This is a genomic window from Luteimonas soli, from assembly GCF_042648865.1.
Lineage (GTDB): Bacteria > Pseudomonadota > Gammaproteobacteria > Xanthomonadales > Xanthomonadaceae > Luteimonas > Luteimonas soli.
In genome coordinates this window covers 237,664-254,201 of sequence record NZ_JBHRYA010000001.1, presented here as the reverse complement: position 1 = coordinate 254,201, position 16,538 = coordinate 237,664, and the positions used below count along the sequence as shown (strand labels likewise).

Genomic DNA, 16,538 nt, shown 5'->3' with positions numbered 1-16,538 from the left:
AGCGGCGGAAGCCGCGAAATCGCCTTCCCGGGGACAGGTCGCGGCTTCCGCCGCTCCTACGACGATTCCACGACGCAGCGGTGGCCGACGCCCTACGGCGAACCCGCCACCCCTGCCGGCCCGACCGGAATCCGCTCCCCCGCGTCCGGCGTCCCTGCGCGCCCCTTGCAGCCCCAGTTGAGGACCGGCGTGCCCGGCGGCAGCTCCTGGCGGAACGTACCCACCGCACCCTCCTTCGGATTGACCACCACCGGCGTTTCGGCCGCGCGCAGCAGCGGCAGGTCGGCGCGGCTGTCGCTGTAGGCGATCGCGATGCGGTCGTAGCCGGCATCCCAGATCATCCGCATCTTGTTCTTCGCGTGGCAGTGCTGGTCGGTGATGAATCCGCCCAGGAACGGCTTGCCGAGGCTGCCGATCACCGGCAGGCCTTCGTGGGCGACGAAATCGAGGATCGCGCGCGCCAGTTCCGGCGGCGCACCGGTGGCGACCAGCACGCGGTCGCCGCGGCTGCGGTGGCGGTGCAGCACCTTCAGCGCCGCGGGCAGCAGGCGCTGGCGGATGCCATCGGTGTTCTCGGCCACGTAACGGTCGATCAGCGCATCCATCTCCGCGCGGCCGTGGGTGCCGAAGGTGGCGATCCACAGGAACCCGGAAATCCCCCGCCGACGCGTCGGCAGCCACGCGACCATCGGCAGCAGCACGGGCGCGGCCAGCAGCGCGGCCAGCTTGCGCCACCAGTGGCGGCGGACGAGCCACAGCACCAGGTGGCTGCCCGAATCGCCGTCGTAGAGCGTGTGGTCGAAGTCGAACACGACCAGCGGCCGGTACGGCACCGGGGTTTCCTGGAAATCGCTCATGGCGCCGCGCCCGTGTCGAAAAACAACCGCCGCAGCGCAGCGCCGGGGTCGGCTTCGCGCATGAAGGCTTCGCCGACCAGGAACGCATCGACGCCGGCCGCGCGCATGCGCTGCACGTCGGCGGGCGCGAGGATGCCGCTCTCGGTGACCAGGCGGCGGTCGCCGGGTACCGCGTCCTTCAGCACCAGCGTGGTGTCGAGCGAGACCTCGAACGTGCGCAGGTTGCGGTTGTTGATGCCCAGCAGCGGCGCAGGCACCTGCAGCGCGCGCTCGAGTTCGGCCAGGTCGTGCACTTCGACCAGCACGTCCATGCCCAGGTCCAGCGCCTGCTCCGACAGCGCGGCCAGGCGCTCGTCGTCGAGTGCGGCGGCGATCAGCAGGATGCAGTCGGCGCCGATCGCACGCGCTTCGATGACCTGGTACGGGTCGACGACGAAGTCCTTGCGCAGCACCGGCAGCGCGCAGGCGTCGCGCGCCTGGCGAAGGTAGTCGTCGGCGCCCTGGAAGAAGTCGACGTCGGTGAGCACCGACAGGCAGGCCGCGCCGCCGGCTGCGTAGCTGCGGGCGATGGCGGCCGGGTCGAAGTCGGCCCGGATCACGCCTTTCGACGGGCTGGCCTTCTTCACTTCGGCGATCACGGCCGGCGCACCGGCGGCGATCTTCGCCTCGATGGCCGCCGCGAAGGCGCGCACCGGCGGCGCATCCGCGGCGCGCGCGGACAGTTCGCGCAGCGGTGTGCGCGCGGCGCGTTCGGCGACTTCCTCGTGCTTGCGCCGCAGGATGTCCTGCAGCACGTCCGGGCGCGAGCCCGCTGGCTGTGTCATTCCTCGGTTTCCTGGTCCTTCGGCAGCGGCATGCCCGGCCGCCAATCGGAGGCGCGCAGTGTATCGAGCAACGCGACGACTTTGGCGCGCGCGCCGAGTTCGTGCACCGGCAGCACCACGAGGTCGCCGTCGCGCGCCCACTCCAGCGGGCGCCGCGCGGCTTCGACTTCGTCGAGCCGGGTCTCGATCGCGTCGTCGCCGACGCCGGCTTCGCCCAGCGCCTCGCGCATGATCCGCGCAATGTCGCCGGACTCGCGACCGCGCTCGTAGCCGCCGATGTCCTTGAGCACCACCAGCTCGGGGTCGAACTCCGCCGCGGTGACCGCGACCGCGCGCAGGTCGGCGTCCTCGCGGTTGCCGGCATGGCCGAGGATCACCGCCAGCCGGCCGTCGCGCCGGTCGGCGCCGACCGCGTGCAGCAGGCCCTGCAGCCCGTCGGGGTTGTGGGCGTAGTCGACGTACACGTCGAGCGTGCCGAAGCGCCAGTGCTGCAGGCGGCCCGGGTTGTCGCCGTGGCCGCTGCCGAAGCGGGCCAGCGTCGCGGCGATCGCATCGGCGGGAGTACCCATCGCATGCGCCGCCAGCGCAGCGGCCGCGGCGTTGGCGACGTTGTAGGCGGCCCGGCCGCCGAGGGTGAGCGGCATGGCCTCGATCGCGCCGAGGTCGTGCTCGCTGCCCGCGTGCGACAGCCGCAGGCGGCCCTCGCGCACGCCGCAGGTCGCGCCGCCGCCGGCACGATGCGCGGCCGGCAGCGGTGCGTCGAAATCCTGCGCGAACCAGCCCTTCGGGCACGTCAGTGCTTCGGCCTGCCTGCGCAGCACGGCGTCGTCGCCGTTGAGCACCAGCAGCCCGCCGTCGCCGATCGCGCGGGCGACGGTGAGCTTGGCCGCGGCCAGGTCGTCGAGGTCGTGGATGCCGTACTCGCCGAAGTGGTCGGCGCTGACGTTGGTCACCACCGCGACGTCCGCATGGCACAGCGCCAGCCCGCGCCGCAGCATGCCGCCGCGCGCGGTTTCCAGCACCGCCGCCTGCGCCTCCGGCTGCCGCAGCGCCGTGCGCGCGCCGGTAGGGCCGGAGTAGTCGCCCGACTCCAGCGGCCGGCCGTCGAAGAACACGCCGTCGGTACAGCTGTGCGCGGTGTGCCAGCCGTGCGCGCGCGCCATCGCCGCCAGCAGGCGCACGGTGGTGGTCTTGCCGTTGGAGCCGGTGACCAGGGCGGTGGGGATGGCGTGCAGCGCGGGCCAGTCGATGGTGGCCGGATCGGGCAGTGCGCCGGCGGGCCAGGTCCGGCTGCCGGTGCCGGCGCCGATGGAGACTTCGTCGTCGTCGGGGAGGCATGGCAGGTCGCGTTCGGTCGCAGCGGCTTGCAGGGCGAGCAGCGCCGGGTTGGTCTCTGCCGCGGCTAGCGCACGGAGCGTGCGCATGGCTGAATCGGCGTCCCAGACGGCGGCGTGGCCAGGGGCGTGCAGCAACGCCCCGAAGCCCCCACCTGCTTTGAAGCCCTCCCCTTCAAGGGGAGGGTTTGGGAGGGGATGGGTTTCCCCACGGGCGGTAAGTAGTTCGACACCACTCTGGCCGACAGGAAGCCCATCCCCACCCCGGCCCTCCCCTTGAAGGGGAGGGGGAAGAGCGGCCCTGCGCGACTCTTCAGTGCGAGGGAGGACGGCGGCCCACCACGCCCACTCATTGACCTCGGTCGCGGCATACAGGCAATCCAGCGGCGCGGCGAACGCCAGCGAAACACCGCTGCGGTGCCGGCGCACGACCATCTCGCCATCCGTCCAGCCCAGCGCCCTGCGCGCGGTGGCGATGTTGTCGCGCCAGCGTGCCAGCGTCGCGTCGTCGAACACCAGGCCCGGCGCCGCTTCCAGCACCGCGCCGGTGCCGGAAAAGTAGAAGTTGCAGCCGGTCAGCCGTCGCGAATCCTCGTACGGCTCGGACGCGGAATCGAGTGCGTGCGTCATCCCGGCCGCCTAGTCGCTTTCCTCGCGCTCGAACACCAATCCGCGCTCCTCGCGGACCACGCCGCCCATCGCCGCGACCGCGCGCTCGTCGAGCGTCTGCTCCAGCGACGGCAGTTCGACCTTGACCGTGGTCTTGGGCATCTCGCCATCCGGCGTGAACTTGATGATCTGCTTCCACGAGCGCACCAGCGCGTCGGCGAACACGAGGACCAGGTCACCCGGCTGGCCCATGCGCAGCGCCGCGTCCACGGCCTGCTGCTCGTCGGGGATGATCGAGATCGCGTCCTCGGCCACGCCCAGCCCGCGCAGGGCATCGGCGATGATCCGCGGCACCTCGTCGCCGTCGCGGCCGCGCAGGGAGTCGTCGCGGCGGGCGATGTAGTGGTCGAACTTGCCGGCCACGGCTGCGGCGATTGCCAGCAGGTCCTCGTCGCGGCGATCGCCGGGGCCGGCCAGCACCACGATGCGGCGCCCGGTGGCGTCGAGCCGCTGCGCGAGGTCGGCCATCATCCCCACCGCGTGCGCGTTGTGGCCGTAGTCCATCAGCACCTTGAACGGATGTTCGTCGAACACGTTCATCCGCCCCGGCGCCTGGAAGAACGTGGTGTCGAAGGTGCGCAGGCCCTGGCGGATCGCCTCGAGCTTGATCCCCAGCGAATACGCCATCGCAGCGGCGAACATCGCGTTCTGCACGTTGTGCAGGGCGCGGCCTTCAAGGGTCGCCGGGATCAGGTGCGTCCACATCAGCGGGATGTGGCTGCCCTTGTCGTAGAGCGTGATCATGTGGCCGTTGACGCCGGCCTCGAGCGCGCAGGCGCGCCCGCCGGCACGGATGTGCTCGCGCACCAGCGAGTGCGACGGGTTCATGGTCACGTAGCAGATGGTCTTCGCATCCGTGTAGCCGGACATGCGCAGCACGTTGGGGTCGTCGGCGTTGAGCACGGCGCACTCGCGCGCGACTTCGACCACCACGCGCTTGATCTCGGCCAGCTGTTCCAGCGTGTCGATACCCTTGAGGCCGAGATGGTCGGAGGCGACGTTGAGCACCGCGCCCACGTCGACGTGGCGCACGCCCATGCCGGCGCGCAGCAGGCCGCCGCGCGCGGTTTCCAGCACCGCCATGTCGACGTGCGGGTCCGACAGCACCATCCGCGCCGACACCGGCCCGGTCATGTCGCCTTCCACCGTGCGCTGGCCGTCGATGTAGACGCCGTCGGTGGTGGTCAGGCCGGGCGTGTAGCCGGCCATCTTGGTCACGTGCGCGAGCATGCGCGCGGTGGTGGTCTTGCCGTTGGTGCCGGTGACCGCGGCGATCGGCACCCGCGCCGGCGTGCCCGGCGGGAACAGCATGTCGATCACCGGCCCGGCGGCGTCACGCGGCGTGCCTTCGCTGGGCGCGACGTGCATGCGGAAGCCCGGCGCGGCGTTGACCTCGCAGATCGCGCCGCCGATCGACTTGTAGCTCTCGGCGATGTTGGGCGTGATGAAGTCCACGCCGCCCACGTCCAGGCCGATCGCGCGCACCGCGCGCACCGCCATGTCGCGGTTGTCGGGGTGGATGACGTCGGTGACGTCGGTGGCGGTGCCACCGGTGGACAGGTTGGCGGTGGAGCGCAGGTAGACGGTTTCGCCTTCCTTCGGCACCGAGTCGGCCGAGTGGCCGGCGCGCTCCATCATCAGCTGCGCCTGCGCGTCGAGTTCCAGGCGCGTGAGCACCTTCTCGTGGCCGACGCCGCGGCGCGGGTCCTGGTTCACGACCTCGACCAGCTCGGTGATGGTGTGCGTGCCGTCGCCGACCACGTGGCCCGGCGTGCGCTTCGTGGCCGCGACCAGCTCGCCATTGATGACCAGCAGGCGGTGGTCGTCGCCGGGCTGGAAGGTCTCGACGATCACCGAGCGCGAATGCTCGCGCGCGGCGTTGAAGGCCTCGCGGATCTCGTCGTCGCCGCTGATGTCGATGGTGATGCCGCGCCCGTGGTTGCCGTTGTACGGCTTGAGCACCACCGACCCGCCGAGCCGGCGCGCGGCCTTGAGCGCGTCGGTCTGGCTGGTGACCAGGATCTGGCGCGGCACCGGCAACCCGAGCGAGGCGAGGATCTTGTTGGTTTCCTCCTTGTCGCCGGCCAGCTCAACCGCGATGTGCGGCGTGCGCCCGGTCACCGTGGCCTGGATGCGCTGCTGGTACTTGCCGTGGCCGAACTGCACCAGCGACTGCTGGTTCAGGCGCAACCACGGGATGTCGCGCTCCTCGGCCGCGCGCACCAACGAGGCGGTCGACGGGCCCAGCGCACGGCGCTGCGCGTAGCGGATGAAGTCGTCGCGCGCGGTGTCCCATTCCCAGTCTTCGGGCAGGTTGCCCGGCGTGCGCAGGTCTTCGGGCAGCAGCGATTCGAGCAACCGCAGCGCCAGCTCGCCCGCGCCGATGCCGACTTCCTTCTGCTCGTATTCGTAGACCACCGAATACACGCCCGGACGGTCGTCGGAGATGCTGCGGGTCTTGCCGAAGGTGACGTCCTCGCCGGCCATGTTCTGCAGCTCGATCGCGACGTGTTCGAGCACGTGGCCCAGCCAGGTGCCCTCGCCTTCGCGCATGCGGCGGATGAAGCCGCCCGGCTCGCGGTACGAGCAGCCGTGCTCGGCCAGGCCCGGCAGCGCCTCGACCAGGGCGTCGACGAAGGACGGGCCCAGCTTCGCGGTCGGCCAGGCTTCGAGCGCGCCCAGGTCGAGCTCGAGCCGGATGACCGGGAAGTGCGCGTACAGCGACGGACCGACGTAGACGGAACGGTTCAGGACACGCATCGGCACTCCCCTCTCTACTTTCAGCTCTTGTCGTCCACCAATGTACCCGGCGACGCGTGGCGCGTGTGCAGGTCGAACGTGGCGCCCGCGACCAGGATGTGCACCTTCAGGCCCAGCAGGCACACCGGCTGGTTCTGGCCGACCTCGGCCATGGAGGAAAACTGCAGGTCGCCGGCGTCGACCACGGTGATCGCGCCGCTGCCCTCCACTTCCAGCACGTTGTCCGGGCTGATGAAGGCGGCGGTGTCCTCGTCCAGGCCGATGCCGATCGCGAACGGGTTGAACGCCAGGGCCGCGACCAGGCGGCCGAGGCGGTCGCGCTGGCGGAAGTGCTGGTCGATGATGAAGCGGTTGGTCAGGCCAAGCCCCGGCGCCAGCCGCACGCTGCCCGCGCGCGGGGACGAGCCTTCCTTGCCGAAGGCGATCATGTGGTCGCTGAGGATGCTGGCGCCGGCGCTGGTGCCGCCGACGTGCACGCCGCGCGCGTTGCGCTCGCGGATCAGCTTCGCCGCCGGGGTGCCGCCGATGATGGTGGAGATGCGCAGCTGGTTGCCGCCGGTGAAGAACACGCCCGTGGCGGTCTCGAGCTGGCGCAGGTAGTCGTCGCGCTGGCCGTCCTCGCGGCTGGCGAAGCCGATCGAGCGCGCGCGGCCGGCTTCGAGCCGGTCGAACAGTTCCTCGTAGCGCTGGCCGGTGTCCGGCAGCTTGCTGGCGGTGGGGATGATGGCGATGTCGGCGTCGCGCCCGCCGCACAGCTGCACGAAGCGCTTGAGGATGCGGCGCCGCATCTCCTTGTCCTCGGCCCCGCCGATCGGGACGATCCAGCCACGTTCTTCGCCCTCGGCGACCCTGCTTGGACACATTGCGGTGCTGACTCCTCGTACCGCTCTCCGGCGGCCAGTTCCCCTGGAACCGGCGCCACGCAGGCGCCGCGGCGACGCGCCCGGACGGCCGTCACCGTGGCCAAAATAACATCATTCGCCGTGCTGGCCGCCGCCGGCGTCCCAGCCGTAGGCGCGTTCGACTTTCGCCACCCTGATCTCGAAGTGCGCATACCAGCGTGCGCGTCCCTGTTCGCGGGTGGCGGCGTGCTCCGCGTGCCGGCGCCAGGCGCGGATGGCCTCCTCGCTCTCCCAGTACGACACGGTGATGCCGAATCCGTCCGCGCCGCGCGTCGACTCCACGCCCAGGAATCCCGGCTGTTCGCGCGCGAGTTCCACCATGCGTTCGGCCGCGGCGCCATAGCCGTCGTCGTCGCCGTCGCGGCGCCGGGAGCTGAAGATCACCGCGTAATACGGCGGCGCAGGGAGGTTGGCAAATGGCGTGGTCATGGCGGTTCGTAGGTCGGGGCTACGCCCCCGACTTCGGGTATCCAGGGCGTCGGGGGCGTAGCCCCGACCTACGGCTTTCTCGTCACGGCGACGAATTCCTCCAGCTTCGCCATCGCCGCGCCGGAGGCGACCGCCTCGCGCGCCCGGGCGATGCCGTCGTTGATCGAATCGGCCACACCGGCGACATACAGCGCCGCGCCGGCATTGAGCGCGACGATCTCCAGCGGCAATCCGGCCTTGTTGCCGAGCGCGTCCAGCAGCATCGCCTTCGACTCGGCAGGGCCGGACACGCGCAGGTTGCGGCTGGCGGCCATGGCGATGCCGAAATCCTCCGGATGCACGTCGTACTCGCGCACCACGCCGTCACGCAGCTCGCCGACCAGCGTCGCCGATCCCAGCGACAGTTCGTCCATGCCGTCGCGCCCCCACACCACCAGCGCGCGCTCCGCGCCCAGCGCCTGCAGCACGCGCACCTGGATGCCCACCAGGTCCGGATGGAACACGCCCATCAGGATGTTCGGTGCGCCTGCGGGATTGGTCAGCGGCCCGAGGATGTTGAACAGCGTGCGCACGCCCATCTCGCGGCGCACCGGTGCGACCACCTTCATCGCCGGGTGGTGGATGGGCGCGAACATGAAGCCGATGCCGCACTCGTCCAGGCAGCGCCCGACCTGCTCCGGCTGCAGTTCGATCTTCGCGCCGAGGGCCTCGAGCGCGTCGGCGCTGCCCGACTTCGACGACACGCTGCGGTTGCCGTGCTTGGCAACGCGCGCGCCTGCCGCCGCGACCACGAAGATCGAGGCAGTGGAGATGTTGAACGTATGCGCGCCGTCGCCGCCGGTGCCGACGATGTCGACCAGGTTCGACTTGTCCGCAACCGGCACCGGCAACGCGAACTCGCGCAGCACCTTCGCCGCACCAGCGATCTCGTCGATCGTCTCCTTCTTCACCCGCAGGCCGGTGAGGATCGCCGCGGTCATCACCGGCGACACTTCGCCGCGCATGACCTGGCGCATCAGGTCGACCATTTCGTCGTGGAAGATCTCGCGGTGCTCGATGGTGCGCTGGAGGGCTTCCTGGGGGGTAATCGGCATGGCTTGAACCGGGACTGGGGACTGGGGACTGGGGACTGGGGACTGGGGACTGGGGACTGGGGACTGGGGAATGGGGAATGGGGAATGGGGAATGGGGAATGGATTTTGACTTTGCCCCCTTTGAAAAAGGGGGTATGGGGGATTTGCTGTTGCCTTTTCCGGCAGCAACAACTGCAGAAGCAAATCCCCCTCAATCCCCCTTTTTCGAAGGGGGAAGCAACACCTGCCGCTCCAGGAAATTCTTCAGCAACGCATGTCCATGCTCGGTCAGGATCGACTCGGGGTGGAACTGCACGCCTTCCACCGGATGTTCGCGGTGACGCAGGCCCATGATCTCTTCGACCGAGCCGTCGTCGTTCTCGGTCCACGCCGTCACCTCAAGGCAATCTGGCAGCGAGTCCTTGTCGACCACCAGCGAGTGGTAGCGCGTGGCATCAAAGCCGTCCGGCAATCCGGCGAACACACCCTGCCCGCGATGCCGGATCGGCGAGGTCTTGCCGTGCATGATCCTGCCGGCGCGCACCACGCACCCGCCATACGCCTGGCCGATCGCCTGGTGGCCCAGGCACACGCCGAGGATCGGCACGCGCGCGCCGAGTGTGGCAATCAGGTCCAGCGACACACCCGCCTCGTTCGGCGTGCACGGCCCCGGGGAGATCACGATCTTCTCCGGCGCCAGTCTGGCGATCGCGTCCATGTCGAGCGCATCGTTGCGCTCCACCCGTACCTCTGCGCCCAGCGCCTGCAGGTACTGCACGAGGTTGAAGGTGAAGCTGTCGTAGTTGTCGATCATCAGGATCATGCCGTTTCCCTGCGATCGGCACCGGTGAACTTGCGCACCAGGAACAGCACGATGATGGCGACGCTGCACGGCACCGCGCCCATCAGCACCACGAACGGCAGCAGGCCCAGCGAGCCGGGGTCGAACACGGCGGTGAGCAGCAGGAAGACGACGAACAGGCCCATGCCCACCATCGGGATCGCCGCGGCGATCCGCCAGCCCCCGTGCCAGCGCCGGAAGCACCAGGCCGGCGCAACCAGCCCGAACAGCGCCAGGCCGAAAACCACGACCATGAACACGCTCATTCCGATCTTGTCGCCCTGCGTCATCGGCTGTTGCGGCCCGCCCGTGGCCGCCACCACGCCGTCCTTCAGCGTCGCCACCCATGCAGGCGCCGGCGGTGGCGCATCCGCCGCCGGAACGCTGGCGATGGACACCGGGTAGACCAGCGCCGGCTTCTTCAGCCCGCTGCTGTTGCCGATGAAGACGCGCACCTCGTCCGCGCTGTCGCCGATGCCCTTGAAAGAGAACCAGGCGGAGGTCTCGCCCTCGCCGCGGTAAGCGGGCGAAGGGCTGCCATCGGAAAAAATCTCCCTGCCGTCCAGGTACGGCCGCACGAAGATCCGGGCAACCGGGTCGGTCGAGTAGGCGATGCGCAGGTGGAATTCCTGACCCGGACCAAGTTCTACGCGATCGCCCGGCGGATACGTCTCGAGCACTTCGACCTCGTGCCCGTGCGCCACCATCGACAGGATCGCCAGCCACGGCAGCAAGGCCCACAGGATCTTTTTCATCGCAACACCTCCCCCTGGAAGTTCACAGTCCCCTCGCCGCCTCGGCGACGGCGCGGAACAGCGCGCGGCCCTTGTTCATCGTCTCCTCCCATTCCTTTTCCGGGTCGGAGTCGTGGACGATGCCGGCGCCGGCCTGCACGTGCAGGCGACCGCCCTGGATCACCGCGGTGCGGATCGCGATCGCCATGTCGGCGTCGCCGTGCCAGCCGAGGTAACCGACCGCGCCCGAGTACACGTTGCGCTTGACCGGCTCCAGTTCGCGGATGATCTCCAGCGCACGGATCTTGGGCGCGCCGCTGACCGTGCCGGCCGGGAACGCCGCACGCAGCACGTCGACGTAGCCCAGCCCTTCGCGCAGCGTGCCGGTGACCTCGCTCACGATGTGCATGACATGGCTGTAGCGCTCGACCACGAACTGCTCGCCCACCTGCACCGTGCCCGGCTCGGCGACGCGACCGACGTCGTTGCGGCCCAGGTCGATCAGCATCAGGTGCTCGGCGCGCTCCTTGGGGTCGGCGAGCAGTTCGGCTTCCAGCGCGGCGTCCTCGTCCGGCGTCTTCCCACGCGGACGGGTGCCGGCCAGCGGGCGCACGGTGACGGTGCCGCGGCCGGCGTCGTCATGCTGCAGCCGCGCGAGGATCTCCGGCGAGGCGCCAACGACCTGGATGTCGCCTACGTCGAGGAAGTACATGTACGGCGACGGGTTGAGCGCGCGCAGCGCGCGGTACACGTCGACCGGGCGCGCGTGGAACGGCACGCTCAGCCGCTGCGACGGCACCACCTGGAACACGTCGCCGGCGCGGATGTACTCCTTGCACTTCTCCACCGCGGCGATGAAGCCCTCGCGGGTGAAGCCGGACTCGAAGTCGGCCTCGTCCAGCGCCGCGGGTTGCAGCATTTCCGGATAGCCGGCGCCGGCGTGGCGCAGCCGGTGGCCGAGTTCGTCGAGGCGCCGGTTGGCGCGCGCCATCGCCTGCGGCTCGCCAGGGTCGGCGTGCACGACCAGGTACAGACGGCCCTTGAGGTTGTCGAACACCGCGACCTCCTCGCTGAGCATCAGCAGGATGTCGGGCGTGCCCAGCTCGTCGCGGGCGTGGCCAGTGGAGAAGCGCGGTTCGACGTACTGGATGGCCTCGAACCCGAACCAGCCGACCAGGCCGCCGGTGAAGCCGGGCAGGCCTTCGACCTTCGACACCGGATGCATGGCGCGCAGGCGCTCGACTTCCGCCAGCGGATCGGCCACCTCGCGCGTCCCGACTGTCTCCCCGTACTCACTGACGGACAACATGTTGCCGTGGAAGGCGAACACGCGCCGCGCCGGCAGGCCGATGATCGAGTAACGCCCGAAGCGCTCGCCGCCCTCGACCGATTCGAACAGGTAGGTGTGCGGGCCGTCGGCCAGCTTGAGGTAGACCGACAGCGGCGTGTCGAGGTCGGACAGCACCTCGCGCACCACGGGCACGCGGGCGCGTGCGCCGGGGGTGCGGGGATCAGATGCTTGCGGGGACTGCGGCGATGGCGATGCGGACGTGGTCACGCGGCGTTTCCTTGGCGGACGGATGGGCGGGGTCGACGGCGGCTGCAAGCCACCATCGCCAACCCAGGTCGGCGGGAACGCGGTGCGGAAGGGCCCGGGAGTCCATGCGCCAACTGTAGCGGCTTTGCGCGGTTCGCGCGACGGTTGCGCGGCGCGGTGGAGCTATGCCGATCCCAGCAGCGGGCAGCCCTGCGGCAGGTGCATGCGCAGGCGGCCGGGCACGCACTCGATCCGGAAGCGCGAGGACTCGACCGGCTCGCCGTCGAGGTTGAGCACCAGCGGCGCCGGCGCCTCGATCTCCAGCCACGGCAGGCGCGCGCGGACCGCGACCTCGTCGAGTGCCGCCTCCTTGCCGGCCTTGAGCAGGGTCGCCAGGGTGCCGCCGACCTCGCCCGACAGTTCCGGCACCAAGGTCACGTCGAGCAGGCCGTCGTCGACCAGCGCATCGGGACACAGCGCCTGCCCGCCGCCGGCCTGGCGACCGTTGCCGACGCCCAGGGCGATGAAGCTCCCTTCCCAGGCGAAATCCGGCCCGCGCATGCGCGCCGCGATCGGCTCGATGCGCGCGACCTTCGCCATGCCCGTGACCATGTAGGCCAGGCCGCCGAGGATCTTCTTCAGGCCGTCATGCGTTTCGACCGTGACCTGGGTGCCGAAGCCGCCGCTGGCGAGGTTGGCCGCCCAATGCACGCGGCCGTCGGCGTCCAGCCGCAGCAGGTCGATCGCGCGCGGCGACGTGTCGCTGACAAGCTCAAGCGCCGCCAGCGGGTCGTCGGGAATGCCCGCCGCGCTGGCGAAATCGTTCGCCGTTCCCAGCGGCAGCAGGCCCAATGCGGGCAAGGTATCGGCATCGCCATCGGCGTGTGCCAGCGTCTCCGCCACTTCGCTGAGGCTGCCGTCGCCGCCGCCGGCGATCACACGATCCGCGCCACGTTCCAGTGCCTCGACCACGTATCGCTCCGCGTCGCCGTCCTCCCAGGTCACGCGCACTTCCAGCGCGATGTCCAGCGCGCGCATCGCCTGCACGGCCTCGCGCACGGCATCGTCGCCGGCGGATTTGCCGTTGAGGATGAGGAACCAGTTCAGTCCGGGCATCGGGAAGAAGTGTCGGCGGGTGGAGCCGGCACGCTACCAGCGTGCCATCGACGGCGCGTGAACCGGGCGATGCCGCCATCGGCGCATCTTCACCTTGTGGAAGCGGCTTCAGCCACGAGCTGTTGCTGTTGCCCCTCCCCCTGCGACGGCAGGGGGAGGTTGGGAGGGGGTGGTCACGGTTCGTGATGATCCCAAAGACACCCCTCCCCAGCCCTCCCCTGCCTCCGCAGGGGAGGGAGCTAGAGCCCGCGGCTGAAGCCGCTCCCACAAGAGCATGCCCCCGGCGGTCAGCGCACCGAGTCTACGGCCGCCCGCATCCGGCCGATCACCTGCGCATAGTCTGCGTGGCCGAAGATCGCCGAGCCGGCGACGAAGGTGTCGGCGCCGGCCTTGGCGATGTCGGCGATGTTGCCCGGCTTGACGCCGCCGTCGACCTCCAGCCGGATGGCCTTGCCGCTGGCGGCGATGCGCTCGCGCACGCGCTCGATCTTGCGCAGCGTCGAGGGGATGAAGCTCTGCCCGCCGAAGCCGGGGTTGACCGACATCAGCAGCACCATGTCCAGGTCCTCGAGCACGTAGTCGAGCACGTCCAGCGGCGTGGCCGGGTTGAGCACCAGCCCCGCGCGGCAGCCTTCGCCCTTGATCAGCTGGATCGTGCGATGCACGTGGCGGCTGGCCTCGGGGTGGAAGCTGATGTCGGTGGCGCCGGCTTTCGCGAAGTCCGGAATGAGCCGGTCGACCGGTTCGACCATCAGGTGCACGTCGATCGGCGCGGTCACGCCGTGCTTGCGCAGCGCCTCGCAGACCATCGGGCCGATGGTGAGGTTGGGCACGTAGTGGTTGTCCATCACGTCGAAGTGCACCCAGTCGGCGCCGGCCGCGAGGACGTTGTCGACTTCCTCGCCGAGGCGGGCGAAGTCGGCGGACAGGATGGACGGGGCGATGACGGTCGGTTGCATGGTGGCTCTCGTGCTGGATTCTTCGGGCGTGCGGCGCCGGTGGGAGCGGCCATGGCCGCGATCGGCGGACTACTTGCGTCCGCGCAGCGTCTTGATGCGGTCGTAGGCGGCGTTGATCTCGCGGGCGCGGGCATCGGCCTGGCGGCGCAGTTCGTCGGCTGCGCCGGCGAGCTTGTCCGGGTGGTATTGGGTGATCAGGCGGCGGTATGCGAGGTCGACTTCGGCATCGCTGGCCTCGTCGGTCAGGCCGAGCACGCGCCAGGGATTCTCGCGCGGGCCGCGGAACCAGTCGGAGTCGAAGGCGTGGCCGATGACCAGGCCGATGAGGCCGCCGGCCGGGTGGCGCAGCAGCAGCCAGCCGGCGATGAAGCCGAGGACTTTTCCGTACCAGCGATTCATGGGGGAGATTCTAAGCCCTCCCCTTCAAGGGGAGGGTTGGGTGGGGATGGGTTTCGGTGCGGACAGGTTTCAACTAACGACGCCACTGACTGGAAACCCACCCCAACCCTTCCCCTGAGGGCGAGGGAGACAAGCCCGCCGCGCCCGCCGCCGCGCATGGCTACAATGCCCGCCCGTAGGCTTCAACCCGACCCAATGGCAACGACCCTGCTCGAGGCCAGCCTCCCCGGCCTCCACCTGCGCCACCGCGGCAAGGTCCGCGACGTGTTCGACCTGCCGGGCGGCGACGCCGACCCGAAACTGCTGATGGTCGCCACCGACCGCCTCAGCGCCTTCGACGTGGTGCTGCCCGACCCCATCCCCGGCAAGGGCGAGATGCTGTGCCAGATCAGCAATTTCTGGTTCGGCAAGACCGCGCACATCGTGCGCAACCACCTCACCGGCATCGACGTGGCGTCGGTGCTTCCGGCGGGCGTGGACGCGGCGCTGTACGCGCGGCGCTCGGTGGTCACGCGCCGGCTCAAGCCGGTGCCGGTGGAGGCGATCGCCCGCGGCTACCTGATCGGCAGCGGCTGGCGCGACTACCAGAAGACCGGCCGCGTTAGCGGCATCACCCTGCCCGACGGCCTGCGTCAGGCGCAGCAGCTGCCGCAGCCGGTGTTCACGCCGTCGACCAAGGCCGCGGTCGGCGACCACGACGAGAACATCGACTTCGACACCATGGTCCGCGGCATCGGCGCGGAACTCGCCGAGCAGGTACGCGACGCGACGCTGCGGTTGTACGCGTTCGCCGCCGACTACGCGGCAGAGCGCGGGATCATCCTGGCCGACACCAAGTTCGAGTTCGGCACCGACGCCGACGGCCGCCTGTACGTGATGGACGAGATGCTCACGCCCGACTCCTCGCGCTACTGGCCGGCGGACGAATACGAGGTCGGCACCAGCCCGCCGAGCTACGACAAGCAGTTCGTGCGCGATTACCTGGAAACGCTGGACTGGGGGAAAACCGCGCCCGGCCCGCGCCTGCCCGCCGAGGTGATCGAACGCACCCGCGCGAAGTACGCCGAGGCGCTGCAGAAGCTGGCGGGGATTTCGTAGGTCGGGGCCACGCCCCCGACAGCTTTTTTCGCGGCTTCCAGCTCGATGTCATGGATCAAGGGCGAAGATCAAAGGCCGTCGGGGGCGTAGCCCCGGCCTGCGACGCGCTATGCTTGGCGCAGGTTCTCCCGGAGCCCCGCCCATGAACGCGCAGGCCGAATCGGCGCAACGCCCCATCGACCGCTGGTTCGCCAGTTACTCCGGCGACCACCGCAACGACACCAACCAGTGGATCCACGTGTTCGCGGTGCCGGCGATCCTGTGGAGCGTGATCGCGCTGCTGTGGTGCATCCCGGTGCCGATCACCTGGTTCAAGGCCGGCCTGTGGGCGGCGCTGGCGATGTTCGCGGCGTGGATGTTCTACTGGCGCGCATCGCGCCCGCTGGGATTCGGCATGCTGGTCGTGTTCGTGGCCATGGCGTGGTTCACGCGCTGGGTGTACGACACCCATGGGGTGTGGAACCTGCTGTACGCGGCCATCGCGGTGTTCGTGGTGGCATGGATCGCGCAGTTCGTCGGGCACAGCAAGCTGTTCGAGGGGCGCAAGCCGAGCTTCTTCACCGATCTGCGGTATTTGCTGATCGGGCCGGCATGGGTGTTGGCGAAGGCATACCGCAAGATCGGCTGGAAGTACTAGACCGATCGCAGGTCGGGGCTACGCCCCCGACGCGCTTTTCGCGCCGCAGCCGTGTGATCCATCGTAGGGCGGGTCTTGACCCGCCTGCTGTTTGGTGGAGACCAAAGACAAAAGCTTTCGCGCCGTGACGGCGCGAGCCACCTTTCTTTGCTTGTGCAAAGAAACCTGGCGCAAAGAAAACACACCCCGCCTTCGCGCCCGGTGCGTTGCACCGGGTTCGCGGAGCCGGCGGGATTTTTCGAAGGGGCATCCCGCCCCTGCGAAAACCGCCGCACATCCATGTGCGGCGCCCTGCGGGTCTGATCCGCCGACTCCGCCGCTACGGAGGGGCCGGAAGGTCAAGGTCAAGGTCAAGGTCAAAAGCAAGGG

15 protein-coding genes are annotated in these 16,538 nt (G+C 69.8%); 2 read left to right on the top strand and 13 right to left on the bottom strand.

Annotation, left to right across the window (positions count from 1 at the left end):
- Positions 1-92: 92 nt before the first annotated feature.
- From ACFONC_RS01210 to ACFONC_RS01150, 13 genes are all read right to left on the bottom strand, one after another.
- Complete coding sequence (locus ACFONC_RS01210; RefSeq protein WP_386741727.1) at positions 93-857, bottom strand: haloacid dehalogenase-like hydrolase; 765 nt, start codon at positions 855-857, stop codon at positions 93-95.
- The gene (gene trpC / locus ACFONC_RS01205; RefSeq protein WP_386741726.1) at positions 854-1,681 is read right to left on the bottom strand and encodes an indole-3-glycerol phosphate synthase TrpC; all 828 of its coding nucleotides are present in this window, start codon (positions 1,679-1,681) and stop codon (positions 854-856) included. The genes ACFONC_RS01210 and trpC overlap by 4 nt, the downstream gene beginning before the upstream one ends.
- On the bottom strand, positions 1,678-3,645 hold the full coding sequence (locus tag ACFONC_RS01200; RefSeq protein WP_386741724.1) for a Mur ligase family protein: 1,968 nt from the start codon (positions 3,643-3,645) through the stop codon (positions 1,678-1,680). The genes trpC and ACFONC_RS01200 overlap by 4 nt, the downstream gene beginning before the upstream one ends.
- Before the next feature lie 9 nt (positions 3,646-3,654).
- Entirely contained in the window at positions 3,655-6,444 is a 2,790-nt protein-coding gene (gene cphA, locus ACFONC_RS01195) for a cyanophycin synthetase (RefSeq protein WP_386741723.1), read from the bottom strand.
- 20 nt (positions 6,445-6,464) lie between these two features.
- Positions 6,465-7,307: a cyanophycinase gene (locus ACFONC_RS01190; RefSeq protein ID WP_386741721.1), complete on the bottom strand. Its 843-nt coding sequence runs from the start codon at positions 7,305-7,307 to the stop codon at positions 6,465-6,467.
- A 111-nt stretch (positions 7,308-7,418) separates the two neighbouring features.
- Positions 7,419-7,775 carry an antibiotic biosynthesis monooxygenase family protein gene (locus ACFONC_RS01185; RefSeq protein WP_386741720.1) on the bottom strand — a complete coding sequence of 119 codons (357 nt, stop codon included), beginning with the start codon at positions 7,773-7,775 and terminating at the stop codon, positions 7,419-7,421.
- A gap of 68 nt (positions 7,776-7,843) precedes the next feature.
- Positions 7,844-8,869, bottom strand: coding sequence for an anthranilate phosphoribosyltransferase (gene trpD / locus ACFONC_RS01180; protein ID WP_386741719.1), 1,026 nt, complete (start codon positions 8,867-8,869; stop codon positions 7,844-7,846).
- A gap of 190 nt (positions 8,870-9,059) precedes the next feature.
- The gene (locus ACFONC_RS01175; protein ID WP_386741718.1) at positions 9,060-9,671 is read right to left on the bottom strand and encodes an anthranilate synthase component II; all 612 of its coding nucleotides are present in this window, start codon (positions 9,669-9,671) and stop codon (positions 9,060-9,062) included.
- On the bottom strand, positions 9,668-10,444 hold the full coding sequence (locus ACFONC_RS01170) for a hypothetical protein (RefSeq protein WP_386741717.1): 777 nt from the start codon (positions 10,442-10,444) through the stop codon (positions 9,668-9,670). The genes ACFONC_RS01175 and ACFONC_RS01170 overlap by 4 nt, the downstream gene beginning before the upstream one ends.
- Before the next feature lie 22 nt (positions 10,445-10,466).
- Positions 10,467-11,906, bottom strand: coding sequence for an anthranilate synthase component I (trpE, locus tag ACFONC_RS01165; protein ID WP_386742201.1), 1,440 nt, complete (start codon positions 11,904-11,906; stop codon positions 10,467-10,469).
- Positions 11,907-12,143: 237 nt separating this feature from the next.
- Positions 12,144-13,076 (bottom strand): lipid kinase YegS, encoded by a 933-nt coding sequence (gene yegS / locus ACFONC_RS01160; RefSeq protein WP_386741715.1) that lies wholly within the window; start codon positions 13,074-13,076, stop codon positions 12,144-12,146.
- A gap of 287 nt (positions 13,077-13,363) precedes the next feature.
- The gene (rpe, locus tag ACFONC_RS01155; protein ID WP_386741714.1) at positions 13,364-14,035 is read right to left on the bottom strand and encodes a ribulose-phosphate 3-epimerase; all 672 of its coding nucleotides are present in this window, start codon (positions 14,033-14,035) and stop codon (positions 13,364-13,366) included.
- Between the two features lie 69 nt (positions 14,036-14,104).
- Positions 14,105-14,434, bottom strand: a complete 330-nt coding sequence (locus ACFONC_RS01150; protein WP_386741713.1) for a J domain-containing protein — start codon at positions 14,432-14,434, stop codon at positions 14,105-14,107.
- 195 nt (positions 14,435-14,629) lie between these two features.
- Here ACFONC_RS01150 and ACFONC_RS01145 point away from each other — a divergent pair, with 195 nt between their 5' ends.
- Together ACFONC_RS01145 and ACFONC_RS01140 are read left to right on the top strand one after the other, a co-directional pair.
- Positions 14,630-15,532, top strand: coding sequence for a phosphoribosylaminoimidazolesuccinocarboxamide synthase (locus ACFONC_RS01145; protein ID WP_386741712.1), 903 nt, complete (start codon positions 14,630-14,632; stop codon positions 15,530-15,532).
- A gap of 142 nt (positions 15,533-15,674) precedes the next feature.
- A complete protein-coding gene (locus tag ACFONC_RS01140) occupies positions 15,675-16,169 on the top strand; it encodes an Mpo1 family 2-hydroxy fatty acid dioxygenase (RefSeq protein ID WP_386741711.1) in 495 nt (164 codons plus the stop codon).
- Positions 16,170-16,538: the final 369 nt, after the last annotated feature.